General features: G+C 41.1%; 24 protein-coding genes. 12 read left to right on the top strand and 12 right to left on the bottom strand.

Translation table 11 applies throughout. From position 1 onward, the window contains the following. Positions 1-10 precede the first annotated feature (10 nt). Positions 11-781, top strand: a complete 771-nt coding sequence (locus TY87_RS09925; protein WP_100186963.1) for a class II aldolase/adducin family protein — start codon at positions 11-13, stop codon at positions 779-781. A gap of 273 nt (positions 782-1,054) precedes the next feature. Next, on the top strand, positions 1,055-2,044 hold the full coding sequence (locus TY87_RS09930) for a 2-dehydropantoate 2-reductase (RefSeq protein WP_100186964.1): 990 nt from the start codon (positions 1,055-1,057) through the stop codon (positions 2,042-2,044). A 113-nt stretch (positions 2,045-2,157) separates the two neighbouring features. Here TY87_RS09930 and TY87_RS09935 read toward each other — a convergent pair whose 3' ends face one another. The 7 genes from TY87_RS09935 to hpaE all read right to left on the bottom strand — a co-directional run bounded on the left by TY87_RS09935 (position 2,158) and on the right by hpaE (position 8,592). Continuing rightward, positions 2,158-3,186 (bottom strand): TRAP transporter substrate-binding protein, encoded by a 1,029-nt coding sequence (locus TY87_RS09935; RefSeq protein WP_100186965.1) that lies wholly within the window; start codon positions 3,184-3,186, stop codon positions 2,158-2,160. Between the two features lie 85 nt (positions 3,187-3,271). Next, positions 3,272-4,600, bottom strand: coding sequence for a TRAP transporter large permease (locus TY87_RS09940; protein WP_072838316.1), 1,329 nt, complete (start codon positions 4,598-4,600; stop codon positions 3,272-3,274). A 1-nt stretch (position 4,601) separates the two neighbouring features. After that, the gene (locus TY87_RS09945) at positions 4,602-5,135 is read right to left on the bottom strand and encodes a TRAP transporter small permease (protein ID WP_072838317.1); all 534 of its coding nucleotides are present in this window, start codon (positions 5,133-5,135) and stop codon (positions 4,602-4,604) included. 121 nt (positions 5,136-5,256) lie between these two features. After that, a complete protein-coding gene (locus tag TY87_RS09950; protein ID WP_100186966.1) occupies positions 5,257-5,718 on the bottom strand; it encodes a DUF3237 domain-containing protein in 462 nt (153 codons plus the stop codon). A 22-nt stretch (positions 5,719-5,740) separates the two neighbouring features. Continuing rightward, positions 5,741-6,670 (bottom strand): 3,4-dihydroxyphenylacetate 2,3-dioxygenase, encoded by a 930-nt coding sequence (hpaD, locus tag TY87_RS09955; protein WP_072838319.1) that lies wholly within the window; start codon positions 6,668-6,670, stop codon positions 5,741-5,743. 27 nt (positions 6,671-6,697) lie between these two features. After that, positions 6,698-7,078, bottom strand: coding sequence for a 5-carboxymethyl-2-hydroxymuconate Delta-isomerase (locus tag TY87_RS09960; protein ID WP_072838320.1), 381 nt, complete (start codon positions 7,076-7,078; stop codon positions 6,698-6,700). 50 nt (positions 7,079-7,128) lie between these two features. Further along, positions 7,129-8,592, bottom strand: coding sequence for a 5-carboxymethyl-2-hydroxymuconate semialdehyde dehydrogenase (gene hpaE, locus TY87_RS09965; RefSeq protein ID WP_072838321.1), 1,464 nt, complete (start codon positions 8,590-8,592; stop codon positions 7,129-7,131). A 252-nt stretch (positions 8,593-8,844) separates the two neighbouring features. Between hpaE and TY87_RS09970 the strand changes: the two genes are divergently transcribed. The 8 genes from TY87_RS09970 (at position 8,845) to TY87_RS10005 (ending at position 15,818) form a co-directional block, all read left to right on the top strand. Continuing rightward, positions 8,845-9,600 carry a helix-turn-helix domain-containing protein gene (locus tag TY87_RS09970; protein ID WP_072838322.1) on the top strand — a complete coding sequence of 252 codons (756 nt, stop codon included), beginning with the start codon at positions 8,845-8,847 and terminating at the stop codon, positions 9,598-9,600. 92 nt (positions 9,601-9,692) lie between these two features. Continuing rightward, entirely contained in the window at positions 9,693-10,430 is a 738-nt protein-coding gene (locus tag TY87_RS09975; protein ID WP_100186967.1) for a fumarylacetoacetate hydrolase family protein, read from the top strand. Between the two features lie 9 nt (positions 10,431-10,439). Beyond that, positions 10,440-11,207, top strand: coding sequence for a fumarylacetoacetate hydrolase family protein (locus TY87_RS09980; protein ID WP_100186968.1), 768 nt, complete (start codon positions 10,440-10,442; stop codon positions 11,205-11,207). 9 nt (positions 11,208-11,216) lie between these two features. After that, a complete protein-coding gene (gene hpaH / locus TY87_RS09985; protein ID WP_072838324.1) occupies positions 11,217-12,020 on the top strand; it encodes a 2-oxo-hept-4-ene-1,7-dioate hydratase in 804 nt (267 codons plus the stop codon). A 9-nt stretch (positions 12,021-12,029) separates the two neighbouring features. Continuing rightward, positions 12,030-12,836: a 4-hydroxy-2-oxoheptanedioate aldolase gene (hpaI, locus tag TY87_RS09990; RefSeq protein WP_100186969.1), complete on the top strand. Its 807-nt coding sequence runs from the start codon at positions 12,030-12,032 to the stop codon at positions 12,834-12,836. A 166-nt stretch (positions 12,837-13,002) separates the two neighbouring features. Further along, positions 13,003-13,908 (top strand): helix-turn-helix domain-containing protein, encoded by a 906-nt coding sequence (locus TY87_RS09995; RefSeq protein ID WP_100186970.1) that lies wholly within the window; start codon positions 13,003-13,005, stop codon positions 13,906-13,908. A 246-nt stretch (positions 13,909-14,154) separates the two neighbouring features. After that, complete coding sequence (locus TY87_RS10000; protein WP_100186971.1) at positions 14,155-14,577, top strand: GlcG/HbpS family heme-binding protein; 423 nt, start codon at positions 14,155-14,157, stop codon at positions 14,575-14,577. A 56-nt stretch (positions 14,578-14,633) separates the two neighbouring features. Further along, complete coding sequence (locus tag TY87_RS10005) at positions 14,634-15,818, top strand: multidrug effflux MFS transporter (RefSeq protein ID WP_100186972.1); 1,185 nt, start codon at positions 14,634-14,636, stop codon at positions 15,816-15,818. 220 nt (positions 15,819-16,038) lie between these two features. On the opposite strand, the gene TY87_RS10010 is transcribed toward TY87_RS10005, so the two are convergent. From TY87_RS10010 to TY87_RS10030, 5 genes are read right to left on the bottom strand one after another with little or no spacing between them, the layout of a single operon-like run. Next, positions 16,039-17,523, bottom strand: coding sequence for a tripartite tricarboxylate transporter permease (locus TY87_RS10010; protein WP_100186973.1), 1,485 nt, complete (start codon positions 17,521-17,523; stop codon positions 16,039-16,041). Positions 17,524-17,532: 9 nt separating this feature from the next. Further along, a complete protein-coding gene (locus TY87_RS10015; RefSeq protein ID WP_100186974.1) occupies positions 17,533-18,060 on the bottom strand; it encodes a tripartite tricarboxylate transporter TctB family protein in 528 nt (175 codons plus the stop codon). Next, positions 18,050-18,562, bottom strand: coding sequence for a universal stress protein (locus TY87_RS10020; RefSeq protein WP_100186975.1), 513 nt, complete (start codon positions 18,560-18,562; stop codon positions 18,050-18,052). The genes TY87_RS10015 and TY87_RS10020 overlap by 11 nt, the downstream gene beginning before the upstream one ends. A gap of 56 nt (positions 18,563-18,618) precedes the next feature. Next, on the bottom strand, positions 18,619-19,977 hold the full coding sequence (locus tag TY87_RS10025) for an aldehyde dehydrogenase family protein (RefSeq protein ID WP_100186976.1): 1,359 nt from the start codon (positions 19,975-19,977) through the stop codon (positions 18,619-18,621). 52 nt (positions 19,978-20,029) lie between these two features. Next, positions 20,030-20,986 (bottom strand): tripartite tricarboxylate transporter substrate binding protein, encoded by a 957-nt coding sequence (locus TY87_RS10030; protein ID WP_100186977.1) that lies wholly within the window; start codon positions 20,984-20,986, stop codon positions 20,030-20,032. A gap of 359 nt (positions 20,987-21,345) precedes the next feature. On the opposite strand from TY87_RS10030, the gene TY87_RS10035 reads away from it, so the two are divergent. Together TY87_RS10035 and TY87_RS10040 are read left to right on the top strand one after the other, a co-directional pair. Continuing rightward, positions 21,346-22,515, top strand: a complete 1,170-nt coding sequence (locus TY87_RS10035; protein ID WP_100186978.1) for a p-hydroxyphenylacetate 3-hydroxylase oxygenase component — start codon at positions 21,346-21,348, stop codon at positions 22,513-22,515. Positions 22,516-22,604: 89 nt separating this feature from the next. Beyond that, positions 22,605-23,519: a p-hydroxyphenylacetate 3-hydroxylase reductase component gene (locus TY87_RS10040; protein ID WP_100186979.1), complete on the top strand. Its 915-nt coding sequence runs from the start codon at positions 22,605-22,607 to the stop codon at positions 23,517-23,519. Positions 23,520-23,635: the final 116 nt, after the last annotated feature.

Consider the following 23,635-nt stretch of genomic DNA (forward strand, 5'->3'; position numbering starts at 1 on the left):
AGGTAACTATATGACTTTCGCTCCTCGCAACTATGAACATCCTGCTCGCTTCAATAACGCTGAATGGAAAACTCGTGTCGACTTAGCGGCTATGTATCGCATTTTTGCCTACTTAAAATGGGATGAGTCTATCTATAACCATATTTCATTGCGCGTACCCGGTGAAGACAACCACTTTTTGATCAACCCATTTGGCCTTCACTATAGCGAAGTCAACGCTTCAAACTTGGTAAAAGTAGATCTACAAGGCAACGTTATTGGCCATTCAGACTGGCCCATTAACCCTGCTGGTTTCACTTTTCACAGTGCGATACATGACAAAGTAGATAATGCTCATTGTGTTATGCATGTTCATACAACAGCAACACTTGCGGTATGTTGCTTAGAAGAAGGGCTTTCTTACAGTAATTTCTACTCAGCGCAACTATGGGATAAAGTCGCCTATCATGATTTTGAAGGCATCACTCTGCATATGGATGAAGGTCAGCGTATTTTGGACAGTGCTGGCGGCAAACCCTTATTAATGCTTCGTAATCATGGTCCTGTTGTAATGGGCTCAACATTGGCTCAAGCCTTTTCATTAATGTGGTTAGTAAACCGTGCCTGTGAAGTTCAAATGGCGTCGATGTCGATGGGGACAGTTCGTGAAATCCCTGAAGATATTTGTAAAAAATGCACCGCTCAATCGCTTAACTTTGATCCTAAATTTGGCGCAGGAGAAGACGTATTCGCAGCAATGAAGCGCATTGTTGAAAAACAGGATCCGTCATTCAAAAACTAAACGTTCGCTTATTGTCTGAATTTAGGCATAACAATTAAAAAATAGCCCCAAGGATATTCCAAGGGCTATTTTTACTTCTATCAGAATCAAAGTCACGACCAGTCTTTCAATAAAAATCTATGAGCAGCAATATAATATTTTTAGTGTTTTGTTATAGCTGAAAATTAATTAGCATGTTAACAATAATATAAAGATCATTATACGAAGTAGCGAGGACAGTAGTCGTATAAAGGTCGTCTTTTAGAGAATGCATAGACCAAAAAGGAATACAAAATGAACATATGTATCGTAGGTGTCGGCGCTATTGGTGGTTTCATTGGTGCTCGCCTTGCAACAAACCACAACTTTATCGTAAACGCATTAGCGCGAGGTAAAAGTTTAGCGGTTCTAAATAAACATGGCTGGCGCTTAGAACAAGAAGGAGAGCTGATTCAACGCCCATGTGTTGCCGTAGAATCTGCTAGCGATCTAGGCGTCCAAGATATAGTAGTCATTGCTTTAAAGACGCCTTCATTATCACAAGTCTTGCCAACTTTAGCGCCACTCATTGATGAGAATACACTGGTTATTTCAGCGATGAATGGTATTCCTTGGTGGTTTTTCCGAGACCTTGAAACACAATCTAATCACCCATTTCAATCAGTCAATCCTAAAGGAGCCAATGGACGGGCTATTCCTTACAAAAATATTATTGGCCTAGTAGTACATGCAGCAGCAGTTCGTTCTGAGCCTGGTATAATTCAACATAAAGCAGGAAACAGACTGCTTATTGGAGAACCTGAGGGCGGAAAATCAGACAGAGTTCAGGCACTAACAGACATTCTTAATAAAGTAGGTTTTGACTGTAATCACTCTTCTAGTATTCGTTCCGAAATCTGGTACAAGCTATGGGGAAACATGACAATGAACCCTATCAGTGCTATCACAGGTGCGACTGTAGATAACATTCTTCAAGACCCACTTGTTAGAAAATATTGCTCTGCCGTTATGAATGAAGCCGCTATATTAGGCGAAAAAATCGGCTGTCAGATAACTGAAGACCCTGAAAGTCGACACAAAGTAACTGAAAAGCTAGGTGCTATCAAAACATCTATGTTACAAGACGTCGAAAACGGAAATGCTATAGAATTGGATTCCATCTTAGGTATTATCTACGAACTCACCCAAAGACTTGAAATAGAGTCACCTAATATTGAATCTTTGTTTGGGCTGACAAGATTATTTGCCACTACGAAAGGTTTATATGGAAGAAAAGAAACATAATTCATATCTAATAATCTTTTAAAAAAAGCGCTCAATGCATATACATCGAGCGCTTTTTAATGGAATATCAAAAAATATAAATCAAATAAAATAAAATATTATATTTTTTACGATTACTTTTTACTATTTATCGTATTTACATATTTTCTAAAATCAGCCAAAGCCGCTTTAGCATCAATACCACGATCAGAAACTGAGTTAACCCAAAGTTGATCAATACCTTCAGACAATTTGTTTAAATCTTTTACTCGCTGATCACTCTCAGAAAGGAAAACCACGTTCACGCCTTTTTCTTTCGCTTCTAGAATTCCGTCGTCATCAGCTTTCCCCCAAGCAGCACCAGCGAGTTGCGACAATCTTTCACCTGAAACGCTCATAATAGCCTCTTGATCTTTCTTACTAAGGCTTTCAAATACATCTTGGTTCATTACTATGCTAAACGCTGTGGTATATAAGCCTTTAGGAAACAAAGTAAGATCAGAACTAACTTCGCTTAAACGGAAGAATCTCTGCTCTTGCGCTGGTAAGAAAGTGCCATCAACAACGCCCTGCTGCATCATTTCATAAGACTTAGGTGATGGTGCAGAAACAGGGGTTACTTCAAGACGTTCAGCAAGGTCGTTAATCAATCCACCGCCAACCCGCATTTTCTTGCCTTTTAAGTCATCCAACGAATTCACTGGAAACTTAGTATGGAGCTGCCCTGGGCCATGCACAAATAAACCTAACAACTGAAAACCGTTATATTCGTCTGCTGGCTCAAAGTAGTCTTTATAGGTTCTCCACAAAGCTACAGACCCTGTCTCTGCATCTGTAATTTCACCCGGAATTTCAGCGACGCCTGATAATTTGAAACGACCAGGTAAATAAGCCTCAACACTAAAGCCAACATCATATATACCATCTTCAACCGCATCATAGATTGTTTTTGGATGTCCTGTGTAGTTTTCAACAACCACTTCAACACGACCTTCTGTGGCTTCCTCTACCCATTTTTTCCAAGTTGGCCACACAGTGGCATTTTGTGGATTTGTAGGTGGTAACCAAGTCGCTATACGTAAGGTTGTTTCAGCCGCAGCAGCTGAAAGAGAAAGTGCAGCGCCAGTTGTAACACAAAGTAGGCTTTTCTTAAAATTCATCATTTTTATTATTCCTATTATTTATGAATTATATTTTCGTCACCACCGTTCGAAGTGAGGTTAGTGACAACTCTTGCTAAAACATACGTTATCTATAAAGCAGCTCGGGTAAAAACATCGACACTTGAAAGACAAAGACAATGATCAGAAGTCGAATAATATCAACACACCAAAATGGCGTTACTCCCTTAAATATTGTTCCCGCTTTAACATCTTTTAACACCGCGCTAAGTACAAAGACATTCATCCCCACTGGTGGCGTAATTAAACTAATCTCAGTTACCACCACCACAACAATACCGAACCAGACAAGGTCAAAACCTAAACTTGCTACCAAAGGATAGAAAACAGGCACAGTAAGTAACAGCATCGAAAGGCTTTCGAAAACCATGCCCAAAACGATGTAAATACATAAAATAATGAGGATTACCACAATCGGCGCGACATCTAATGACGTGACAAAATTTAATAACGCATCAGGTAAGCCTGCGCGATTAATAAAATCTGAGAAAATAAGCGCACCAATTACCACACTAAACAGCATAGCCGAGGTCCTTACTGTATCTATCAGAGTTTCGTATAGACCTGAAAAGCTTAAGCTACGACGTGCAAATCCAATCAATAACGCGCCTCCCGCACCGATACCCGCCGCTTCTGTTGGCGTAAAAATACCTAAATAAATACCGCCCATGACGATGGTAAACAGCATCAAGACACCCCAAATTCCTCTTAGGGCAATCATGCGTTCTTTAAAAGTCATGCGTTCACCTGCAGGACCTTCAGCTGGATTACGCCAAACTACATAACGCACTGCGGCCATATACAGCAAAATGCCTAACATGCCAGGTATAAAGCCTGCCGCAAACAACTCTCGAATACTGGACTCTGTTAGTAAGCCGTAAATAACTAAGATGACGCTCGGTGGAATCAAAATACCTAAAGTTCCGCCCGCCGCTATAGACGCTGTCGCTAAGCTATCGGAATAGCCAAACTTGCGCATCGGTGGCATTGCCACTTTTGCCATGGTTGCGGATGTTGCCAAACTAGAACCACAAATAGCGGAAAAACCACCACAAGCCAGGACAGTAGACATAGCAAGACCACCTTTGCGATGACCTAAAAAAGCATAAGATGCGTTATACAATTCTTGCGAAAGGCCGGATCGAGTGACTATATTGCCCATCAAAATAAACAAAGGTATTACTGATAGGCTATATTCCTGCACGGTTTCAACAACTCTACTGGACGCCAAAGTAAGAGACGCGGTCCAGCGAAACGAAAATAAATTGTCAAAACCAAGCCCTTGCAACATAGCGAAACCGAAGAAACCAACGATTCCCATCGCAAAGGCAATTGGCATACGTAAAATTAAAATCAAAAAGAGCAGTACGGCAAAACCAATAAATACAACTGACACGTTATTCTCCAACCGACTGTGAAACGTTTTTATCTTTCAATACGCAATAAGCACCATAGGTCAGCATGCATGCAGCCGTCACCCAACTCATTAGCGCAATATATTGAGCGATATAACCTGCTGGTAATCCAAGATACTCAGTAAGCTCGCCGCGACTAAGAGAGCGTTCGGCTAACTGATAAATGCGAACAGCTAGAAAATAAAACGAAGTAGAAATAATAAAAACGGAGAAAATAGCGAGAATTTTGATTATACGATTTCCTAAGACTTGATCCAAAAGATCAACAACAACATGACTACCTCGCCAAGTAATAATAGGCATTTGAGCAAATACCATAATAGCTAAACCAATTTGCGTCAGCTCGACAGCGCCATCAATAGAATTATTAAAAAGATAGCGGCCAACCACATCAAAACAAGTCAGCAGTACGAGCAATAACAATACCGTTGCAGCAACTCCTTCTAATGTTAAACCAATCCATCGGTAGACATTGGGTTCCGGATATTGCTTCTTCATCCATCCACTTAATTGCATGGAAACTCCTAATTGATACTCTAATTATTATTTTTATTTAGTTATCATGTTAACTAAATGATCGTAAAAATAAAATCGCTTTTGATTAAAAAATTAATCTACACAGCGATAATTAAATCACCTATAAAACTTCAAAGATTTGCAGCTCAACCAAGTTCGGTCGACGTATTCCAGTACCGACAAAAACACGTTCAGTTATCCATTGCATCGATGGCGAACTTGTTTCAAAAACAGGATGGCAACGAAAATAAATCAACTCTGGGGCTACCGGCTCACCAATTTTTATCTTTTGCGTTATTTCCGCAGATGCCACACGAATGGCTTTATTATGAATATAAATCAATTCACCGTTATCTAACTCGATGGCATATTGCGCATCGAGATGAGTTAATCTAGGAGTCAATATTAATTGATAGTCTGCCCCACCTCGCAGCACTTTTCCTTGCCAACCATTACCTTGTACCGTTCCTCCAGTAATAGGAATGATTCGGCGTTCACCATGAACTGAAACACCCACTTCCTGAGGCGCATCAATCTCCACTTTTAACGTCGCAAAATATTTTAACTCTGGGGCATGTATCATGAATGTCTCCTAACCTCTCAAATTACAAACGGCTTTTACCATAGGTAAAAGTGCCATTCTCGACCGATGCTTGAGGCTTAGGAACAGCAGCACCAGTTTGTGGCGAAACAGGGAAGATTGCATTGATTTGTCCAGTACCGGATGCACCAAAGTAAGGAGTCAGCACTTCCACTTTCTCATCATATTCAGACCACCCTAGCGCACCAAGCAACATAGCGGTATCGTGCATAAAACCTTCACCGTGACCTTTGGCTGCGTATTCAGGCAACATCTCGCAGAAAGTATTCCACTCAGCGTTTTCCCACATTCTCACCACAGATTCATCTAAAGACTCTAAGAAAGGGCTCCAAATTTTATGGGCAAAATCGGGGGCACTGCCATTTTGAGCAAATCGATGAGACAAAGAACCACTTGCTAAAATAGCAACATTGCCATCGTAATGTTTTTCAATAGCTTCACGCAGCGCCCAACCAAAACGAGCGGAATCGTTAAGATAATGTACGGTTAATAAGGCAGAAACAGAAATAACTTTGAAATGCAGGTCTTGGTTCATATAGCGCATTGGCACTAGTGTGCCGTATTCTGGTGCAAGCGTGGTGTCATCATGAGCGAGAGTTTCAACACCTTGCTCATTACAAACTTGAGCAATAATTTTACCCAGCTCAGGGTTTCCATTCACTTCATAAGGCATATTCTTAATAAAATGCGGTAACTCGTTACTAGTGTAAGTGCCTTTAAAATGCGGCGCACAATTGATGTGGTAATTGGCATTTACCAACCAGTGCGTATCAAAAACAATAATAGTATCGACATTTAATTCTTTGCAACGGCGTGCAATTTCATAATGTCCATCAATAGCAGACTGTCGAGTCCCTTTACGAGGGCCGTCTAGTTCTGAAAGATACATGGAAGGAACATGTGTAATTTTTGCGGCTAATGCTAACTTACCCATTGGTAAAACCTCTTTACTTCTCACACTCTACTTAAAAAGAGCGTGGATATTATTTTTATTGAATTTAAGAACTGGATCCAACTCTGTCAGTTCAAAAGAAATCTGACAATAGCTGTTATCTGTGATCGGCTTCATCCATTCGCAAAAGATAGAAAATACCTTTTCTGCAACCTCTTGACGCACTTCCATACTGCGTCCGTGACCTATTTTTAGGTTCAAATTTATCAACGCGAAATCATCGCGCCCATCCGCCACACGAAAATGATCACAACAAATCGCTCGGCTACGCACACCACCAAGAGGAAAGTGCCCTGTTGAGACAATGTATTCATGCAGTGCTTTAAACACTGGCTGAAAATCTAATCGATCTTCTAAATTTGCAGAATATTCAAAAACAAAATGAGGCATATAAATGCTCCAACAAGAACGAGGGAATAACTCCCTCGCCAATATTTAAACTACACACCCCATTTAGGGATGTGATGAGAGCCTAGGCTAATACATACATTTTTAGGCTCACAAAACACTTCAAAGCTATAATCACCGCCTTCACGGCCAGTTCCAGACCCTTTCACACCACCAAAAGGTGTACGAAGATCTCGAACGTTTTGGCTATTTACAAACAACATGCCTGCTTCGATATTACGACCAATGCGGTGTACCTTACTGACATCTTGAGTCCATAGGTAAGAAGCAAGACCGTAGTCGTTGTCATTTGCCATGCGAACCACATCAGCTTCATCTTTAAAAGGAATCAATACTGCAACCGGGCCAAAGATTTCTTCACGAGCAATACGCATATTATTAGTAACATCACGGAAAACCGTTGGACGAACAAAATGGCCATTTTTAAGGTGAGCAGGGAGCTCATTAACCGGTTTATCTGGACCACCAGCAATTAATTTAGCGCCTTCTTCCATGCCGATGCGGATGTAACCCGTCACTTTTTCCCAATGCTGCTGACTGATCAAAGCCCCTACTTGAGTGTTCATATCAGATGGATCACCCACCTTGATAGCATCAGCACGTTTCGCAAAGTCTTCACAGAATCGATCGTAGATAGACTCTTGAACGAAGATACGAGAGCCCGCAGTACAACGCTCGCCATTGATAGAGAAGATGCCAAATACAGCGGCATCCAAAGCACGATCGTAATCGCAATCATCAAAAATCATCACTGGAGATTTGCCGCCAAGTTCCATGGAGAATTTCTTAAGACCGGCACTAGCGATGATGTGTTTACCAGTAGACGTACCACCAGTGAAGGAAATTGCACTCACATCATCATTGGTAATTAATGCGTTACCCGTTGTTGAACCAAAGCCATGCACAATATTAAATACACCGGCAGGAATGCCCGCTTCTAGTGCGAGTCTGCCAAGAAAGTCTGTCGTCAAAGGCGACAATTCAGATTGTTTCATCACGGCAGTATTACCTAACGCTAAACAAGGTGCCGTTTTCCACGTACCAGTCATGAAAGGTACGTTCCAAGGCGAAATAAGCGCGCAAACACCTGTTGGAGAATACAAGGTGTAGTTAAGCATTTGGTCATCTACTGGATAAGTATGACCATTCATTTGCTTCGCTTTTTCTGCAAAGAAATAAAAATTATTAGACGAGCGTGGTACCAAGGCATTTTGCGTTTGATAAATAGGCAAACCTGTGTCGGCAGTTTCTAATTGCGCAATTTCTTCAACGTTTTGAGCAATCAAATCGCCTAGTTTTTCAATAATTTTAGAACGTTTAGCAACCGGCATGTTTGCCCAAGCTGGAAAAGCATCTTTAGCTGCCTGAACCGCAGCAGCAACTTGTTCTGGTGACGCATGAGCGACTTCCGCCAACACTTCGCCGGTGGCCGGATTAAAAGTTTGAAAGGTCTCTTTACTTTCAACCCATTTACCGTTTATCAAGTTCTTAATCATTTTTCTTTACTCTCCTGACAAGGAACCGAACGAGAATGCCTCGACATCGATTTAGTTAACATGTTAAATAAATTAAACTTAACATGTATAGTATGTCAAGCACACTTATCATCAATGGAATGCATTTATTTAAAAGGTATGGATATAGAAAAAATTGGAATATTTATTGCATAAATTGACATTTGTCATAGATGTGAAATTATCACGGACGTGCCCTATCAAATAACCGACAATAAACGGGAGCGCATTAAAATGGTAAACACTAGCCTGAATAAAATTTTGCCGTCGCTTATTAATAGCATTGGTCAGCGTCATTTCTATGACCAAGTTGTTTACTCAATAAAAGCCTTAGACCCTATATCCAATATAAGAATTGTTAGCTATTCAAAAACAGATCACCCCGTTTTCCTAGGTGACTATCCGATGTCAGAAATTGACAAAGTGTACTGCGAATCAGCGTACTTACTGGATCCTATCTATGACACAATTTACGGCAAAAACCAGAAAGAACTCGTTACCTTAGATAGTCTCGTCAATGATGATTTTCGTAATTCCATTTACTATGACACTTTTTATCAACGCCTTGATTGGTGCAATGAAACTAACATTGTTATTGGCACTAACGACGACACTAAAATCTGTATCGCTTACTCGACTAAGGACAATGATTTATCCCTAAAAGCTGTCCATAAAGAACTCACGCCTTGTATAAACTCTATCAAAGCGGCCATCTTGACCCATGAACGTGTTGGAAGTCTGCTACAGCAAAGCCAACCTATAGAACATGAAAGCCTCACTCATAAAAGTCGTCACTCTCATCTTGATGAACTCAATCTGACCAAACGAGAGAAAGAGATTGTTGGGTTAATTTTGGAAGGCATGTCTTCCGTTTCGATTGCAGAAAAATGTTTTGTTTCAGAAGGAACAGTCAAAAACCACCGCAAAAATATCTATCGAAAGCTGAATATCAAATCACAAGCGGAACTATTTCGTAACTTCATCCAATAAATCAACACCCACATTGCAAAGCTATGTATTGACAAGAAGCGTTTTTTACGAAAGTATAGTTAACATGTTAACTATAATTGGTGAAAATAAACATGTTTCATTACAGACAAAAAGAATCAAATGACGTGGTATCAAAAACAGCAGATGCCAGCTATGAAATCAGGTTAGACGACACCATGCTTCCACCAACATCTGGAAGTGTAATTGGCGTAGCTCTAAATAATAAAGCCTTAGCTAAATCTTTAGAGCAAGTCTTCAACGAAAAGCCACACGTTCAACCACCCAAAACCCCTGTTTTACATATTAAAACAGACAATACTCACATTGGTTATGCTAACAGCATCAAGGTACCAAGCGATAAAGGTGCGATTTATGCGGGCCCATCATTAGGTATCGTTATTGGTAAAAAAGCCACTCGTGTTGATGCCAGCAACGCCTTAGATTTCGTTGCAGGTTTTACTGTTGTAAACGAAGTAAGCCTAGCTGAAACATCTTTCTACCGACCAGCAGTAAAAGCAAAATGCCGCGACACTTTCTGCCCTATTGGCCCATGGACAGTAGACAAAGAAACCGTCAGAAAACCTAATAATTTGAGCATCAAGACATTTGTTAATGACGCTTTAGTGCACAAGACAAATACTGATCAATTGATTTACTCAGTTGAAGAAGTAATAAGCTACATCAGCAGTTTCATGACGCTAGAAGCTGGAGACATCATCATCGCAGGCACGCCTGAACGCACACCAGATTTAGAAATTAAACCAGGTGATAGTGTCATGATCGACATCGAAGGCGTCGGCCGCCTAGTCAACCCAGTAGAACAAGAATAGGAAGCAGTCATGAAAAGCGCTCGTATACTTTTTAAGAATGAAACATTAGCAGTCACGGTTAACGAACAAGATCAAGCGGTTACTCAGCAAGGTAAGATTCTAGAAGAAGGGTCTTTCACTTGGTTACCACCTTGCGAAGGCAAAATGTTTGTATTAGCCATCAATTATGCCGATCATGCTGCTGAACTTTCTTTCGCAGCACCAGAAGAACCATTGGTATTTTTGAAAAGCAAAAATTCACTCATTGGTCACGATCAAAAAACCTACCGCCCCGACAATATTGATTACATGCACTATGAATGTGAGCTCGTTGTGGTCATCGGCAAAGAAGCAAAAAATGTCTCTAAAGAAGACGCAATGGACTATGTAGGCGGCTATACCGTTGGTAATGACTACGCCATTCGTGACTACTTAGAAAACTATTACCGCCCTAACCTACGCGTAAAAAGCCGTGATACTTGTACTCCAATTGGCCCATACATTATTGACGCAAAAGATATCAAAGACCCTCATAACCTAATGCTACGCACCTATATCAACGGTGAGCTAAAGCAAGAAGGTAATACTAAAGATTTGGTGTTCAACATCCCTCATTTGATCGCCTATTTAAGTGACATTATGACGTTAACACCTGGCGATATGATCTTTACAGGTACACCAGAAGGACTAGCCGATGTTAAACCTGGAGATGTGGTAATAACGGAAGTAGAAGGCGTTGGTATCCTCAAAAACACCATTATTACTGAATCAGAATACCTAAACAATTTAAATAATTAAGGGTGCGATATGCTTTCAAACGACATTATTACTTCTTGTGCGAACAGACTTAATCAGGCAGAAAAAGAACGTGTTCAAATTCGTCAAATTTCACTGGATTACCCAGATATCACGATTGACGATGCCTATGCCATCCAACGCGAATGGGTACAAATGAAGCTGAATGAAGGCCGTAAAGTTATTGGTCATAAAATTGGCCTAACCTCACGAGCGATGCAAATGAGTTCACAAATAGATGAGCCAGATTACGGCACCTTGCTTGATGACATGCTGTACTACGATGGCTGTGAAATCGAAACAGACAAGTTCATTGTTCCGCGTATCGAGGTCGAACTGGCGTTCGTTTTAAAAAAACCGTTGAGAGGGCCAAACTGTACAATTTTCGATGTTTATAACGCAACGGATTACGTTATTCCTGCACTTGAGCTAATTGACGCCCGCAGCCAATCGATAGACCCTGAAAGCAAACGTCCCCGCAAAGTCTTTGATACCATCGCAGACAACGCGGCCAATGCGGCTATCATTTTAGGTGGACGTCCAATAAAAATCAGTGAAATGGATTTACGTTGGGTATCAGCCATTATGCAACGCAACGGCATTATTGAAGAAACAGGTGTTGCTGCAGGCGTATTAAACCATCCTGCCAACGGTGTTTCATGGCTTGCTAATAAACTTGCGCCCTTTGATATTGAGCTTGAGCCGGGACAAATTATTCTTGGTGGTTCTTTTACTCGCCCAATAGCTGCCCGCAAAGGCGATACGTTCAACGTGGACTATGGCCCACTTGGTTCAGTATCTTGTCATTTTGCTTAGGAGATAGACATGTCTGCGCCTAAAAATATTTTCAAATTAGCGCTCAAAAACCGTCAGCCACAGATTGGTCTGTGGCTAGGTTTGGCCAACAACTATACCGCTGAGCTAATTGCGAGTGCAGGATTTGATTGGCTATTAATCGACGGTGAACACGCACCAAACACCCTGCAAACCATGATAGGACAGCTGCAAGCCATCGCGCCTTTTGCTAGCCACCCAATTGTGCGCCCAGCTTGGGCCGATCATGTTGCGCTTAAGCAAATACTTGATCTTGGCGTGCAAACGGTATTGGCTCCTATGGTCGACAACGCAGCGCAAGCGGCTCAAATAGTCAAAGCAACTCGCTATCCACCAGCGGGAATTCGTGGGGTTGGTAGTGCTTTAGCACGTGCTTCTCAGTTCAATCGAACCCCTGACTACTTGACTACCGCCAATGATGAAATTTGTGTGTTGGTTCAAATCGAATCTCTTCAAGCAGTCAAAGAACTGGATAACATTCTTGCTGTAGATGGTGTTGATGGTGTCTTTATTGGACCAGCTGACCTAAGCGCATCGCTTGGATACATTGGACAGCCTAACCATCCAGAGGTCGTCAAAGTGATTGAGCAAAGTATTGCTAAAATCATTGCGGCTGGAAAAGCGCCTGGCATTCTCATGGCAGACAAAACACAAGCGAAACATTACTTGTCGCTTGGCGCATTATTTGTCGCTGTAGGCAGTGATACAGGCTTGCTGATGAACAGCACTAAGGCTTTGGTGAATGAGTTCAAACCTGAACAAAATTCCCAAGAAAAAACAACAGCATCCGTCTACTAAAGTGCTGATTGTAATCTGAGTATGTCTGCCTCCCAGTTAACCTACTCAGATATTTGATCTTTTGATCACCCTTACTTTCCCCAGTGTCACGTTTATTCGTGCGCTGGGATTTTTTTGACACTACTGTGATAATCTCTAAAAAAATAAAACCAACAAAGAACATAGCATGATGAAAAAAGAATGGATCCCCAACATTACCATTGGACAAGACTATGATGTCGCTTACAAGGACGCCACTATCCATTTTGACGTACTTGGCAAAATGGCCGATTTTTTTGGTCGTGATATGCCAATGCATCTGCATGCAGAATATTGCCAAATCCACCTTATCCTATCCGGCAAAACCTTGTTTAATATTGACCAAAATATTTATGAAACCCAAGATTGCGCCGCATTTTATACGCCACCGGCAACGCCACACGCTTTTTTAACCGAGCCAACGGCACCAGGTTATGTGATTACTATCCATAACACACATTTACAAAAAATCATGGCCGAATTAAATGCGTACAGCAATCACAACTCGTTGCTGATGCCCTTTCATATAGACAAGCAAAAAGACACCAAGCCAGACCAGCAACACTGGGAACAACTATTAAACCTATTTAAAATGCTCAAGCTAGAATGGAACCAATCTGCACTTTATCAACGAGACAGTATTGAGGCCATTGTTAAACTTATCCTAATAAACATGCTAAGACTCTCCGGATCTGAGCAACCCAAAAAACAGCATAATCAGACGGAAATCCTTTGTTTTAGAGAGTTTAGTACCCTACTTGAGCGTCATTTTCTAACAGAAAAACAAATTCAATTTTATTGCGATTCCTTACACATCAATGAAAGCAGATTGAACTATTTGTGCAATAAGATAACCAAACTAAGTCCCAAGAAAATGATAAATGGCCGAATTTTGCTCGAAGCTAAACGCCTGCTATCTCATACCAATAAGAATCTCACCGAGATTGCTTACACTTTAGGCTATATTGATCCTTCTTATTTCTCTCGGTTTTTCATCAAAAATACTGGCATGAGCCCTTCGGATTTTCGCAAACACCACAGAGCCGATGAATAGCCCACTAAGGCTACTCTATAAATAAAACGTTAAAATTTATTACTTTAAAATGTCTCATAAAAACAGGCGGAAAAACATTCAAAATAAAACTTAACATGTTAATCAAATTACTATAAGTTATCTTTATAAAAAAACAGTGCCCAGAAGTTATGCCATTCAGTGTAATTAAAGAGAAAATCATTATCGATTACTTCCCAAGCTCCGGTATAAAACTGGCAAATGCAATATTCCCATATAGGCTGATAAATGCTCATTAACACGATTACCAGACAGGATTTAACCACACAGACAGCACTGCATCTTTGTCGTGTTGCTATTGATAAAGCAGAACAGCTTGGTATCAATATCTGTATAACTATTGTCTGCTCTTCAGGTCGCAGCCTAGCCAGCGTGGCAATGAACAACGCACCACTTTTATCTCAAGCCATTTCCCATAAAAAAGCCTTTACTGCCGTGTCATTTGGCATACCGACCAAAGAATGGCAAACAAGACTCGCAGAAAGAAATAACACCTTACTCGCCTTACAGAGTGAACCTGACTTTACCTTTCTAGGTGGTGGGATTCCTATTTCGCATCAAGGCTCTGTTGTTGGGGCAATAGGTGTCTCTGGTGGCAGTGAGCAACAGGACATTGATTGTGCAACAACCGCCATAAACAGCCTTAGCTAATTAACTAAAAAATTACAAAAAATAAACGCCACAATATTTTTAAATCAGGAGCCTCCATGTCCTCTGCTTTGAGCAAATTAACCATCCCCTTGCTTGGATATTTGGTCGCTTTTGGACCACTTTCTATCGATATGTATTTGCCAAGTTTGCCTACCATAGCCAATAATTTGGGCACCTCGGATCAGCTGATACAAACAACGATTACTGTTTTTTTGCTTGGAATGGCAATAGGAATGCTCATTTTCGGCCCTCTATCCGATATGTTAGGTAGGAAGCGTTTACTGTTAATTGGTATTGGGTTTTATTTTTTTAGCAGCATTGGTTGCGCAATGGCATCGACTGGTGAAAATTTAATTCTGTTTCGTTTCCTACAGTCATTAGGTGGCGCTGCAGCAGCGGTTCTTGGTAGAGCCTTAGTTCGTGATTTGTATGAACTAAAAAGAGCTGCCAATATCCTGTCACACATGCACATCATATCAATGATGGTTATGCTGATATCTCCAATATTAGGCGCTTATATTGTTAGCTATTTTGAATGGCGCTGGATCTTTTACTTCTTAGCACTATTTTCAATGGTGGCTTTTATTGGTAGTGCTCTGTTATTGCCAGACGTAAAACAAAATATGATCGCAAAGCCTAGTGCTAGCCATTACTGTAAAAACTATATTGAATGTTTACGGGCGCCGTTGCTGATCCAATATGTGTTAACGAATGCTTTTTCATTTGCTGGCATGTTTGCCTTTATAGCGACATCAGCATTTGTCTATATCGAGCACTTTCAGCTTTCAGAAACCTATTATGCGGTTCTATTTTCTGCGAATATTTTCGCCATTATTATCGCAACTTTACTCAACTCGTATTTAAGCAAACGCTATAGCGTAAGTGCCGCATTAAGTACGGCTGTCGCTATTTCCTTTGCTGCGACGTTAATCATTTGGGGAATGATTGGCTTCAATAAAACGCCACTCGCCTTATTTGTCGTAGCCACAATGCTTTACATCAGCGTTACTGGTGCAATTGGTGCCAATAGCTTAGCGACGTTATTTGCACAACTACCAGAAAAAGCAGGCACGGTTTCAGGTTTACTAGTGGCAACTCAATTTGCAATGGGGAGCTTCATCAGTTATGTGGCGAGTTTACTGTTTGATGGCACTCCAGCAAGCCTCTTAATCATGATGGCATGCTGCGGCACTCTTTGCTCAATTCTCTATCTGAGCACACGCATAAATAAAGTCATTTAGCTTTCAAAACAATAAATGCAATTTAGAAGGTATTTTTACAGAGCCACAAAATCGGCTTCAATCTCTCTAATTATATTGTTCATATTATCAATGAAAAATTGCACAGCAGCGTACTCATGACTAAGCATTTCATTAAGCAACATTCCAGCGAATTCAAATAAAGCAAGATGTGGCGTGTGAATAGAAGGGCCTCTAATGAGGCCCTTCTATTATGTCTAAATCAAGCTACGCGGTGCTTTTCTCTCATTTTGCTAAAAATAAACACAAGGATGGATAAGATTGTTACGGTAAGCAGTGTCAATGCGATAGGACGCTCGATAAAAATACCAAACTCCCCGTTAGAAACACCCAATGCTTGACGCATACGGTTTAGAAATACTGGCCCTAGCACCAAACCTAAAATAATAGGCACAGCAGGAACATTATTTCGTTTCATAACGTAGCCAATCACAGAGAAACCTAGCGCAATGAAGGCATCACTAAATTGGTAATTCTGACTATAAGCACCCAAGAATCCGAGAACAAAAATCAATGCACCAATAAAACGACCACGAATTCGCGTGATATTAACGATAAATCTAGTCGCAAAAGTCAGATACAAGAAAATAAAGATATTCATCACGAACAGAGCAACATACAAACCAGAAATAAACTCAGGATGTTCAGTAAACAGTCGTGGCCCAGGCGTATAGTTATGAACCATAAATACAGACAACAACATCGCCATCAAGGCATCAGCAGGAATACCAAATGCGAGCAAAGGCACTAATACCGAAGCGGTTACCGCGTTGTTTGAAGTTTCTGACGCCACTATGCCGGCCTCTGCACCTTTACCAAACTCTTCTGGATTTTTAGAAAACTTCTGTGCCAAGGTATAAGAAAAGAATTGTGAGCCGAATTCACCAACCCCAGGTAACAACCCCATTACAACGCCTAATAAAGCTGAGCGAATTGCCGTTACCTTATTACGCAATAGCACTGTAATACCTTCAAAACGGCCAGAGCCTTCTAACTTGGTTTTGAAAGAGTCACCGCTTTTCGTAGAAATCAGCACATAGGCTTGAGACATGGCAAAAAGGCCAATAACAGCAGGCACTAATGGCACACCAGCTAACAACCAGGATTGATCAAAGGTATAAACTTGAGAGTTAAAAGACCGATCAATCCCAATCGAACCTAAAAACATCCCTAAGCCAATCATGGCTGCAGCTTCGAGAGCATACTTATTATGGGCAAGCACCACAAAAACCATCCCAAGTAGTGCCAACATAGCGAATTCAGCGCTGCCAAATAAGGTCGCCACCTGAGACAAGGTTGGCGCAAAAAACACCAAAGAGAGCACACTGACCATACCGCCAAAAAACGAAGAGGTATAAGCGATCGACAATGCCTTTTTCCCTTGTCCTTTTTGCGCCATGGGGTAGCCATCATAAGTCGTGAGTACCGCCACTGGGGTTCCGGGAGTATTCATTAAAATGGCTGGAATAGCGCCACCATACCAAGCACCACCATAGACACCTAGTAATAAAGTCACACCAAAAAGTGGCTCCATTGTGAAGGTCAAAGGCAACAAGATGGCCATAACACCAGCAGGTTCCAGCCCCGGAATGGAACCGATCGTGACACCAATAAGAGCACCTATTATAACGGCCCAAATGACACCGTTACCAAATACTTCGTGGATACCTAATGCAATTAAATCCATACAAAATCTCTAAAAATATTTGTTCATGAACCAAAGGGATTGATCGCTAAATAGCTTTTCATACAAGACCACATCTGGAATCCAGATATTCACCCCGACCCTAAAGATCAGAATAATGAGTGCGACCGCAACGAGGGTATTCAACACCCAGATTGGCGACAATAAACGACTTAACCAGACAATAGATAAGACAAATAGCGTCGTGGATATAGTAAAGCCTACTATCGTAATGATATTGACATACGCAAAAAATAGAGCAGCTGTAATAGCCACCATGCGATAGTCACTTAAGCTATCCACGAAACTATCTAACAAGCCCTTTTCTCCCTCTATTGGCCTAATTACCAACATAAGTTTGATAAAAGAAAAGAACGCCAATAAGCCCAATCCAAACAAAGGCGCAACATAAGGTTGAGTAAACCAACCATGGTCACGCTTAATGTCTACGGTATGGCTTTGATAGGAGAACATTAAATAGCAACTAACGAGGGTCATTACTAAGAAAAACAGCTTGGACTTACGGTTTTCATATTCCATTTTTATCCCCCGCTTTGCTGCTCGCAACAGTATTAGAAATGGGCACGATCAAAACAGGAACTGTGATATTGTGAATGACTTTTTGCGCTGTTGAGCCTAAAAACATTCGTGACAGAGCATTAACACGGCGGTCACCCATCACCACCATACTGGCTTCAACATCTTTAACTGTATCAACAATTTTCTTGGCTGGGTCACCAAAACGAACAACCACTTCAATGCTGTCTTCGTTAAACTCAACATCATTTAATTCTTCAGCAACGAAATTGTGGATTCGTTGTTTCATGTAAGTTCTCAGTTCCTCTTTCAATGACTCTAAGTGCGCATCGTGCGCCTTCTTTAATTTAAAGCCTACGAAAGAGTCATCATTACCACGATGAAACTGATCAGAAACATGTAGGAAAAAGATCTTTCCATTGGACATAGCAGCCTGCTCTAAAGCAGCTCGTAATACGACTCGACTACCCTGCTCTAAATCAGACGCGTATAAAATATTTCGCATTTATGGACTCCAAAAATACAGCCATCTATGAGATGACTGTATTTCAGTATTAGAACTTACTTCGCGCGGTTAATAACCTTACGAACAGTGTTCTCTAACAAGCCTTCCATACCAAACTCAACGCCTAATCCAGAAGACTTATTGCCTCCAAATGGCACGTGAGGTAGCACTTCTGCATGGTTATTAACCCATACTGTTCCTGAATCAAGTTGATCGACAACCCAATCAAGCTCAGCACAAGGCTCGCCCCAAACAGAACCGCCTAAAGCAAATTCTTCATGAATGGCTTTTGACATGACATCGTTAAGATCATCGTAAGGAATAACAGGAAGCACCGGACCAAATTGTTCATGACAAACAACATCAATATTATGCTGTGGGTTTTTGATAATAGTTGGAGCAATAAAGTAACCATCTAAACCAGACGGTAAATCTGCAGCAATCACTTCCGCACCAGATTCGCGAGCATCAATAATCATCGCTTTTACTTTTTCATACTGATTCACGTTTTGTACTGGACCGAACGTCACGCCCTCTTGCATTCCATTACCAACGACCTGCGCAGCTGCTATTTTCACAAGAGCATCGCATAGCGCTTCATATTTAGAACGGTGGACATAGAGACGTTTCAAACAAGCACAGGTTTGACCCATATTGACAAAAGACGTCATAAAAATCTTTTCGGCAATTTTGTCAATATTGGCATTTTCCAAAACGATCCCAGCGTCATTACCACCCAATTCCAAAGTCACTTTTTTAAGATCACCAGCTACCAAAGAAGCAATACGCTTACCAACAGGTGTTGAGCCAGTAAAGACAACTTTCTTAACATCAGGGTGTGACACCAATGGCTCACCTACTTCTCTTTCACCGATAACCGCTTGCACCAAATTCGGTACCGTATGTTCATTAATAATATCGACCAAACGAAGTGTATTAATTGGTGTTAAAGAAGAAGGTTTAATCACGACACTGTTACCAGCACGAAGCGCTGGCATAATGTGCCAAATGGCAATCATTAAAGGCCAGTTCCAAGGTGTGATTGAAGCAACGACACCCACTGGCATACGATGCACTTCAACACGACGCTCTGCGCTATCTTCAAGAACCTCAGGCTCCAGTTTCAAATCGGCATTGTAGTGGGTCCAACCCACCGCCCCGCCCACTTCAAATTGAGCAAGAAACAGGGGTTTCCCCTGTTCAGCAGTAACGATTTCAGCCAATTCTGGACCAGCCTTTTCTATGGCATTAGCCACATTATGTAAAGCCGCTGAGCGCTCTTCATGAGATTTTGCACTCCACTCTTTAAAAGCAACTTTAGCCCTTTCAACAGCGTTATTTACATCATCTAGAGTTGAAACTTGAATCGTTTTATAGGTTTTCTTAGTCGCTGGATTAATAATGTCTAAAGCCATGTTTCCACCATTTATTTTTATTTTGAGCTATACGATTCGCCAAAAAGAATGATTATTTAATTTCTTTCATTAGTTTTTTAGCGTTCTCGAAATCAAGCTCAACCAATTTTTGTGCGTCTTGTGAATTTGTCCAATACACTCCTGCACCTGTTGTCTCTTGCAGTTTCAACACTTCAGGTGCCTGTAGTGCTTGCTCTGCAATAGAAGCAATTTTGTCGATAACAGCTTGAGGTGTCCCTTTTTTAACAAACAAGCCATTCCAAAGCGTTTGGGAAATGCCTGTTTCTTCGTTCAAGGTTGGTACATCGGGATTTGTTACCAAACGTTTGTAAGTGAAAGAAGTTAACAATTTCGCATCTTTTGAATCTAAACAAGGAAGAATTTGTTGAGTAGTCGTATTGATAACTTCAGCATCGCCATTGGCTAAAACAGAACAATCTAAAGCATCAAAGGCAGAATCGGAGGCGAATTTAAAACCTAATTTTTTTGCAGCTTGAAAAGTAATTGCCGTTGGTGTTGCTTGATAACCAAAGTGACCTAGAGAAACATCGTGAGTTTTAGCGTATTCAGCTAACTCTGGGAGTGTGTTGTATGGCGTATCAGATTTAACGGCCAATACAAATGGATAATCGAGAAAAATCCCGACCGGAACAAAGGCATCTTCTGCATATGGCGCATTACCACCAACCACCTGACTTGTTACCAAATCCACAACAAATGAACCAATAACACTGCCATCAGGGCGAGATTGCGCAACCGTTGTTGCTCCTAATACGCCACCTCCGCCAGGTTTATTCACTACAGTGGCAGGTACGCCGGTTTCTTTTGACATTTCTTCAGCAATAACGCGAGTCAAAACATCTTCCAGATCACCAGGAGGCCATGGGACGATGAATTTAACCGGGCGATTTGGGTAGTCAGCTGCGATTGAAGCGGTACTTGCAAACGTAGTAATTAGTAAGGTAGAAGCCGCTAGGACTTTCAAGGTATGAGATATTTGTTTTTTCATTATTATAGCTCCTTTTGAATAATACAGATCAAAATTACACTCTCAAATAGACTCGTTCTATGTCCCTATAGGGATATTTTTCTATCCCTACGAACCGTCTATGTAACGCATCTCATACCTAAAATTTACGATTTACCCTTTTCGACGATCATTTTATTAGCCACTAAATTAGTGAACATGTTAACTAATTTCAAGCATTTTTTATTGCTTAATGTGCTTTTTTAAAATCATTCAAATATCAATCCTTTTAATAATTTCTAGAAAAGTCCTAAGGTTTGCCTGAAAAACACATTCATTAAAGATCACCAAATACCAATACTGTGTGGACTAGATACAAAAAAAATAAGAGGACAGAACACATGAAACGTCAAAACCCATTATTAGAAGAGCTAAAAAAAGTACTTCCTGAAATCGCTAAAAATGCAGACAAAGCGGAAGATCTTAGAAAAGTACCTACTGAAAATATTGAACTGCTTAAAAAAGTGGGATTACACAAAGCCTTTCTACCAAAAGCCTATGGCGGTTACGAAAACTCTCTACCTGAATTCGGTGACTGTATCGCGGCACTAGCTGGAGCCTGCGCAAGTACCGCTTGGGCATTTAGTTTACTTTGTACTCACAGCCATCAAATCGCTTTATTCCCTAAACAAGCACAGGACGATATTTGGCAAGACAATCCGAATATGTTGGCCAGCAGCAGTATTGCCCCTTTCGGTAAATATCAAGAAACCGATGGCGGTGTCATTTTTACGGGGGATATGCGCTGGAGCAGCGGCTGTGATCATGCCCAATGGGCACTTTGTGGTTTTCTAAGAGAAAATAAAGAAGGCAAAAAGGACCATTGTTTTGCACTGATTCCTGCGACGGATTACAGCATCGATGACGACTGGCATGCCGCCGCAATGAAAGGCAGCGGCACGAAGACCTTAGTGATTCGTGACAAATTTGTACCAGAGCACAGAATTCAAAAAGCCAAAGATATGATGGAAGGTAAATCTGGCGGCTTTGGCTTATACCCAGACAGTAAAATTTTTTACGCTCCTTACCGCCCTTACTTTGCTTCAGGTTTCTCTGCGATCAGCTTAGGCATAGCAGAGCGTATGTTGGCAGTATTTAAAGAAGCGACTCAAGGTCGAATTCGTGCCTATACCGGAGCCAAAGTTGGTACTGCCACACCAGCGTTATTACGTATTGCAGAATCAACTCATCAAGTAATGGCGGCTCGAGCTTTTCTAGAGAAAACGTGGGATGAACACGCGGAATACGCCGAAGCTCATCGCTATCCTGATCAAGCAAAGTTGGCCGAATGGCGAACCAATCAAGCTTATGTGGTGAAAATGTGTATTGATGCGGTAGATCGTTTATTCAGTAGCATGGGAGCAAGCCACTGGTATTTGGATAAAGAAGCGCAACGCTTATTCCGTGATAGCCATGTCACAGGCGCTCACGCTTACACAGATTACGACGTTTGCGCACAAATATTTGGACGCGAATTAATGGGCTTAGAACCAGACCCATCTCTACTTTAATAAAAGCGATACGAATATCTAGATACAAGTGTCTAGCCATGGCGATTCATGGCTAGAACAGAATACACATAAGAATAAGAGAGAATACTATGAACTTCGACCCTAAAGAATTCCGCCGTTGCCTTGGCAACTTTGCGACAGGTGTTACTGTTATTACCGCAAAGTCCTCTGATGGAACACAAGTTGGCGTAACGGCTAATAGCTTTAACTCCGTATCTCTTGATCCGCCACTTGTACTGTGGAGCATTGTTAAAACATCAAGCAGTTATACCGTATTTGAAAATTCAGACCATTTTGCTGTCAATATTTTAGCGGCGGATCAAATTGATTTATCCAACAATTTCGCGAAGCCAAGCGACGATAAATTTGCTAATATTGAGAAACTGTCGGGTGTCGGTGGCGCGCCGCTACTCACCAATACCGCAGCCAATTTCCAATGTGAAAAATATCAAATCGTTGATGGTGGCGACCACTGGATCATGATTGGTAAAGTCGTTGAGTTTGCAAACTATGGCCGCTCACCTTTGCTTTATGTACAAGGCAGCTATGCAGGTGCGATCCCTTTTACTGGCGCAAAAACACCTGCTCAAAACGTTGCATCGGACAAAACGCTTGCTCGCTTACATGACAGCGCCATTTACCTTATGCATAAAGTTCTGCAAAAAATTCAAGAGAACTATTTACCAAAACAGTCTTCAACTGGCCTTAGCACCAGTGAAGCTCGCTTATTGCTTGTATTAAGTGACACGACTGGAATAACCATTGAAGATTTAGCCAATCTAGTGACCATCCCATCTGTTGATGTAGTAAGCGGTGTCGAAAGTCTGAAAAGTTTTGGGTTAATTAATAACGATCTAGCCCTAACAGAAAAAGGCCATGACATGGCGGAACGTTTATGGGCAATATCAGACCAGCAGCAGGAAGATATCTTTTCTAATTTAAAAGAAGAAGAGCTGACCAACTTCAAGCAACAGCTACATCGGTTATTGACTCAACTGACTTAGCTCTTAGATAGCAAGAATAACTGCTATTCATTGGCATTTTTGATAAAAGCATAAAAAATCCCCTCGTGGGATTTTTTTATGCATGTATAATAGCCTTTTATTTAACAAGTTAAGTT

This window comes from Marinomonas sp. BSi20584 (assembly GCF_002792415.1).
In the GTDB taxonomy this organism is placed as follows: domain Bacteria; phylum Pseudomonadota; class Gammaproteobacteria; order Pseudomonadales; family Marinomonadaceae; genus Marinomonas; species Marinomonas polaris.

Coding starts and splice junctions, on each gene's coding strand:
- TY87_RS09925 (WP_100186963.1), top strand. CDS start 11: ATGACTTTCGCTCCTCGCAACTATGAACATCCTGCTCGCTTCAATAAC.
- TY87_RS09930 (WP_100186964.1), top strand. CDS start 1,055: ATGAACATATGTATCGTAGGTGTCGGCGCTATTGGTGGTTTCATTGGT.
- TY87_RS09935 (WP_100186965.1), bottom strand. CDS start 3,186: ATGATGAATTTTAAGAAAAGCCTACTTTGTGTTACAACTGGCGCTGCA.
- TY87_RS09945 (WP_072838317.1), bottom strand. CDS start 5,135: ATGCAATTAAGTGGATGGATGAAGAAGCAATATCCGGAACCCAATGTC.
- TY87_RS09950 (WP_100186966.1), bottom strand. CDS start 5,718: ATGATACATGCCCCAGAGTTAAAATATTTTGCGACGTTAAAAGTGGAG.
- hpaD (WP_072838319.1), bottom strand. CDS start 6,670: ATGGGTAAGTTAGCATTAGCCGCAAAAATTACACATGTTCCTTCCATG.
- TY87_RS09960 (WP_072838320.1), bottom strand. CDS start 7,078: ATGCCTCATTTTGTTTTTGAATATTCTGCAAATTTAGAAGATCGATTA.
- hpaE (WP_072838321.1), bottom strand. CDS start 8,592: ATGATTAAGAACTTGATAAACGGTAAATGGGTTGAAAGTAAAGAGACC.
- TY87_RS09970 (WP_072838322.1), top strand. CDS start 8,845: ATGGTAAACACTAGCCTGAATAAAATTTTGCCGTCGCTTATTAATAGC.
- TY87_RS09975 (WP_100186967.1), top strand. CDS start 9,693: ATGTTTCATTACAGACAAAAAGAATCAAATGACGTGGTATCAAAAACA.
- TY87_RS09980 (WP_100186968.1), top strand. CDS start 10,440: ATGAAAAGCGCTCGTATACTTTTTAAGAATGAAACATTAGCAGTCACG.
- hpaH (WP_072838324.1), top strand. CDS start 11,217: ATGCTTTCAAACGACATTATTACTTCTTGTGCGAACAGACTTAATCAG.
- hpaI (WP_100186969.1), top strand. CDS start 12,030: ATGTCTGCGCCTAAAAATATTTTCAAATTAGCGCTCAAAAACCGTCAG.
- TY87_RS09995 (WP_100186970.1), top strand. CDS start 13,003: ATGATGAAAAAAGAATGGATCCCCAACATTACCATTGGACAAGACTAT.
- TY87_RS10000 (WP_100186971.1), top strand. CDS start 14,155: ATGCTCATTAACACGATTACCAGACAGGATTTAACCACACAGACAGCA.
- TY87_RS10005 (WP_100186972.1), top strand. CDS start 14,634: ATGTCCTCTGCTTTGAGCAAATTAACCATCCCCTTGCTTGGATATTTG.
- TY87_RS10010 (WP_100186973.1), bottom strand. CDS start 17,523: ATGGATTTAATTGCATTAGGTATCCACGAAGTATTTGGTAACGGTGTC.
- TY87_RS10015 (WP_100186974.1), bottom strand. CDS start 18,060: ATGGAATATGAAAACCGTAAGTCCAAGCTGTTTTTCTTAGTAATGACC.
- TY87_RS10020 (WP_100186975.1), bottom strand. CDS start 18,562: ATGCGAAATATTTTATACGCGTCTGATTTAGAGCAGGGTAGTCGAGTC.
- TY87_RS10025 (WP_100186976.1), bottom strand. CDS start 19,977: ATGGCTTTAGACATTATTAATCCAGCGACTAAGAAAACCTATAAAACG.
- TY87_RS10030 (WP_100186977.1), bottom strand. CDS start 20,986: ATGAAAAAACAAATATCTCATACCTTGAAAGTCCTAGCGGCTTCTACC.
- TY87_RS10035 (WP_100186978.1), top strand. CDS start 21,346: ATGAAACGTCAAAACCCATTATTAGAAGAGCTAAAAAAAGTACTTCCT.
- TY87_RS10040 (WP_100186979.1), top strand. CDS start 22,605: ATGAACTTCGACCCTAAAGAATTCCGCCGTTGCCTTGGCAACTTTGCG.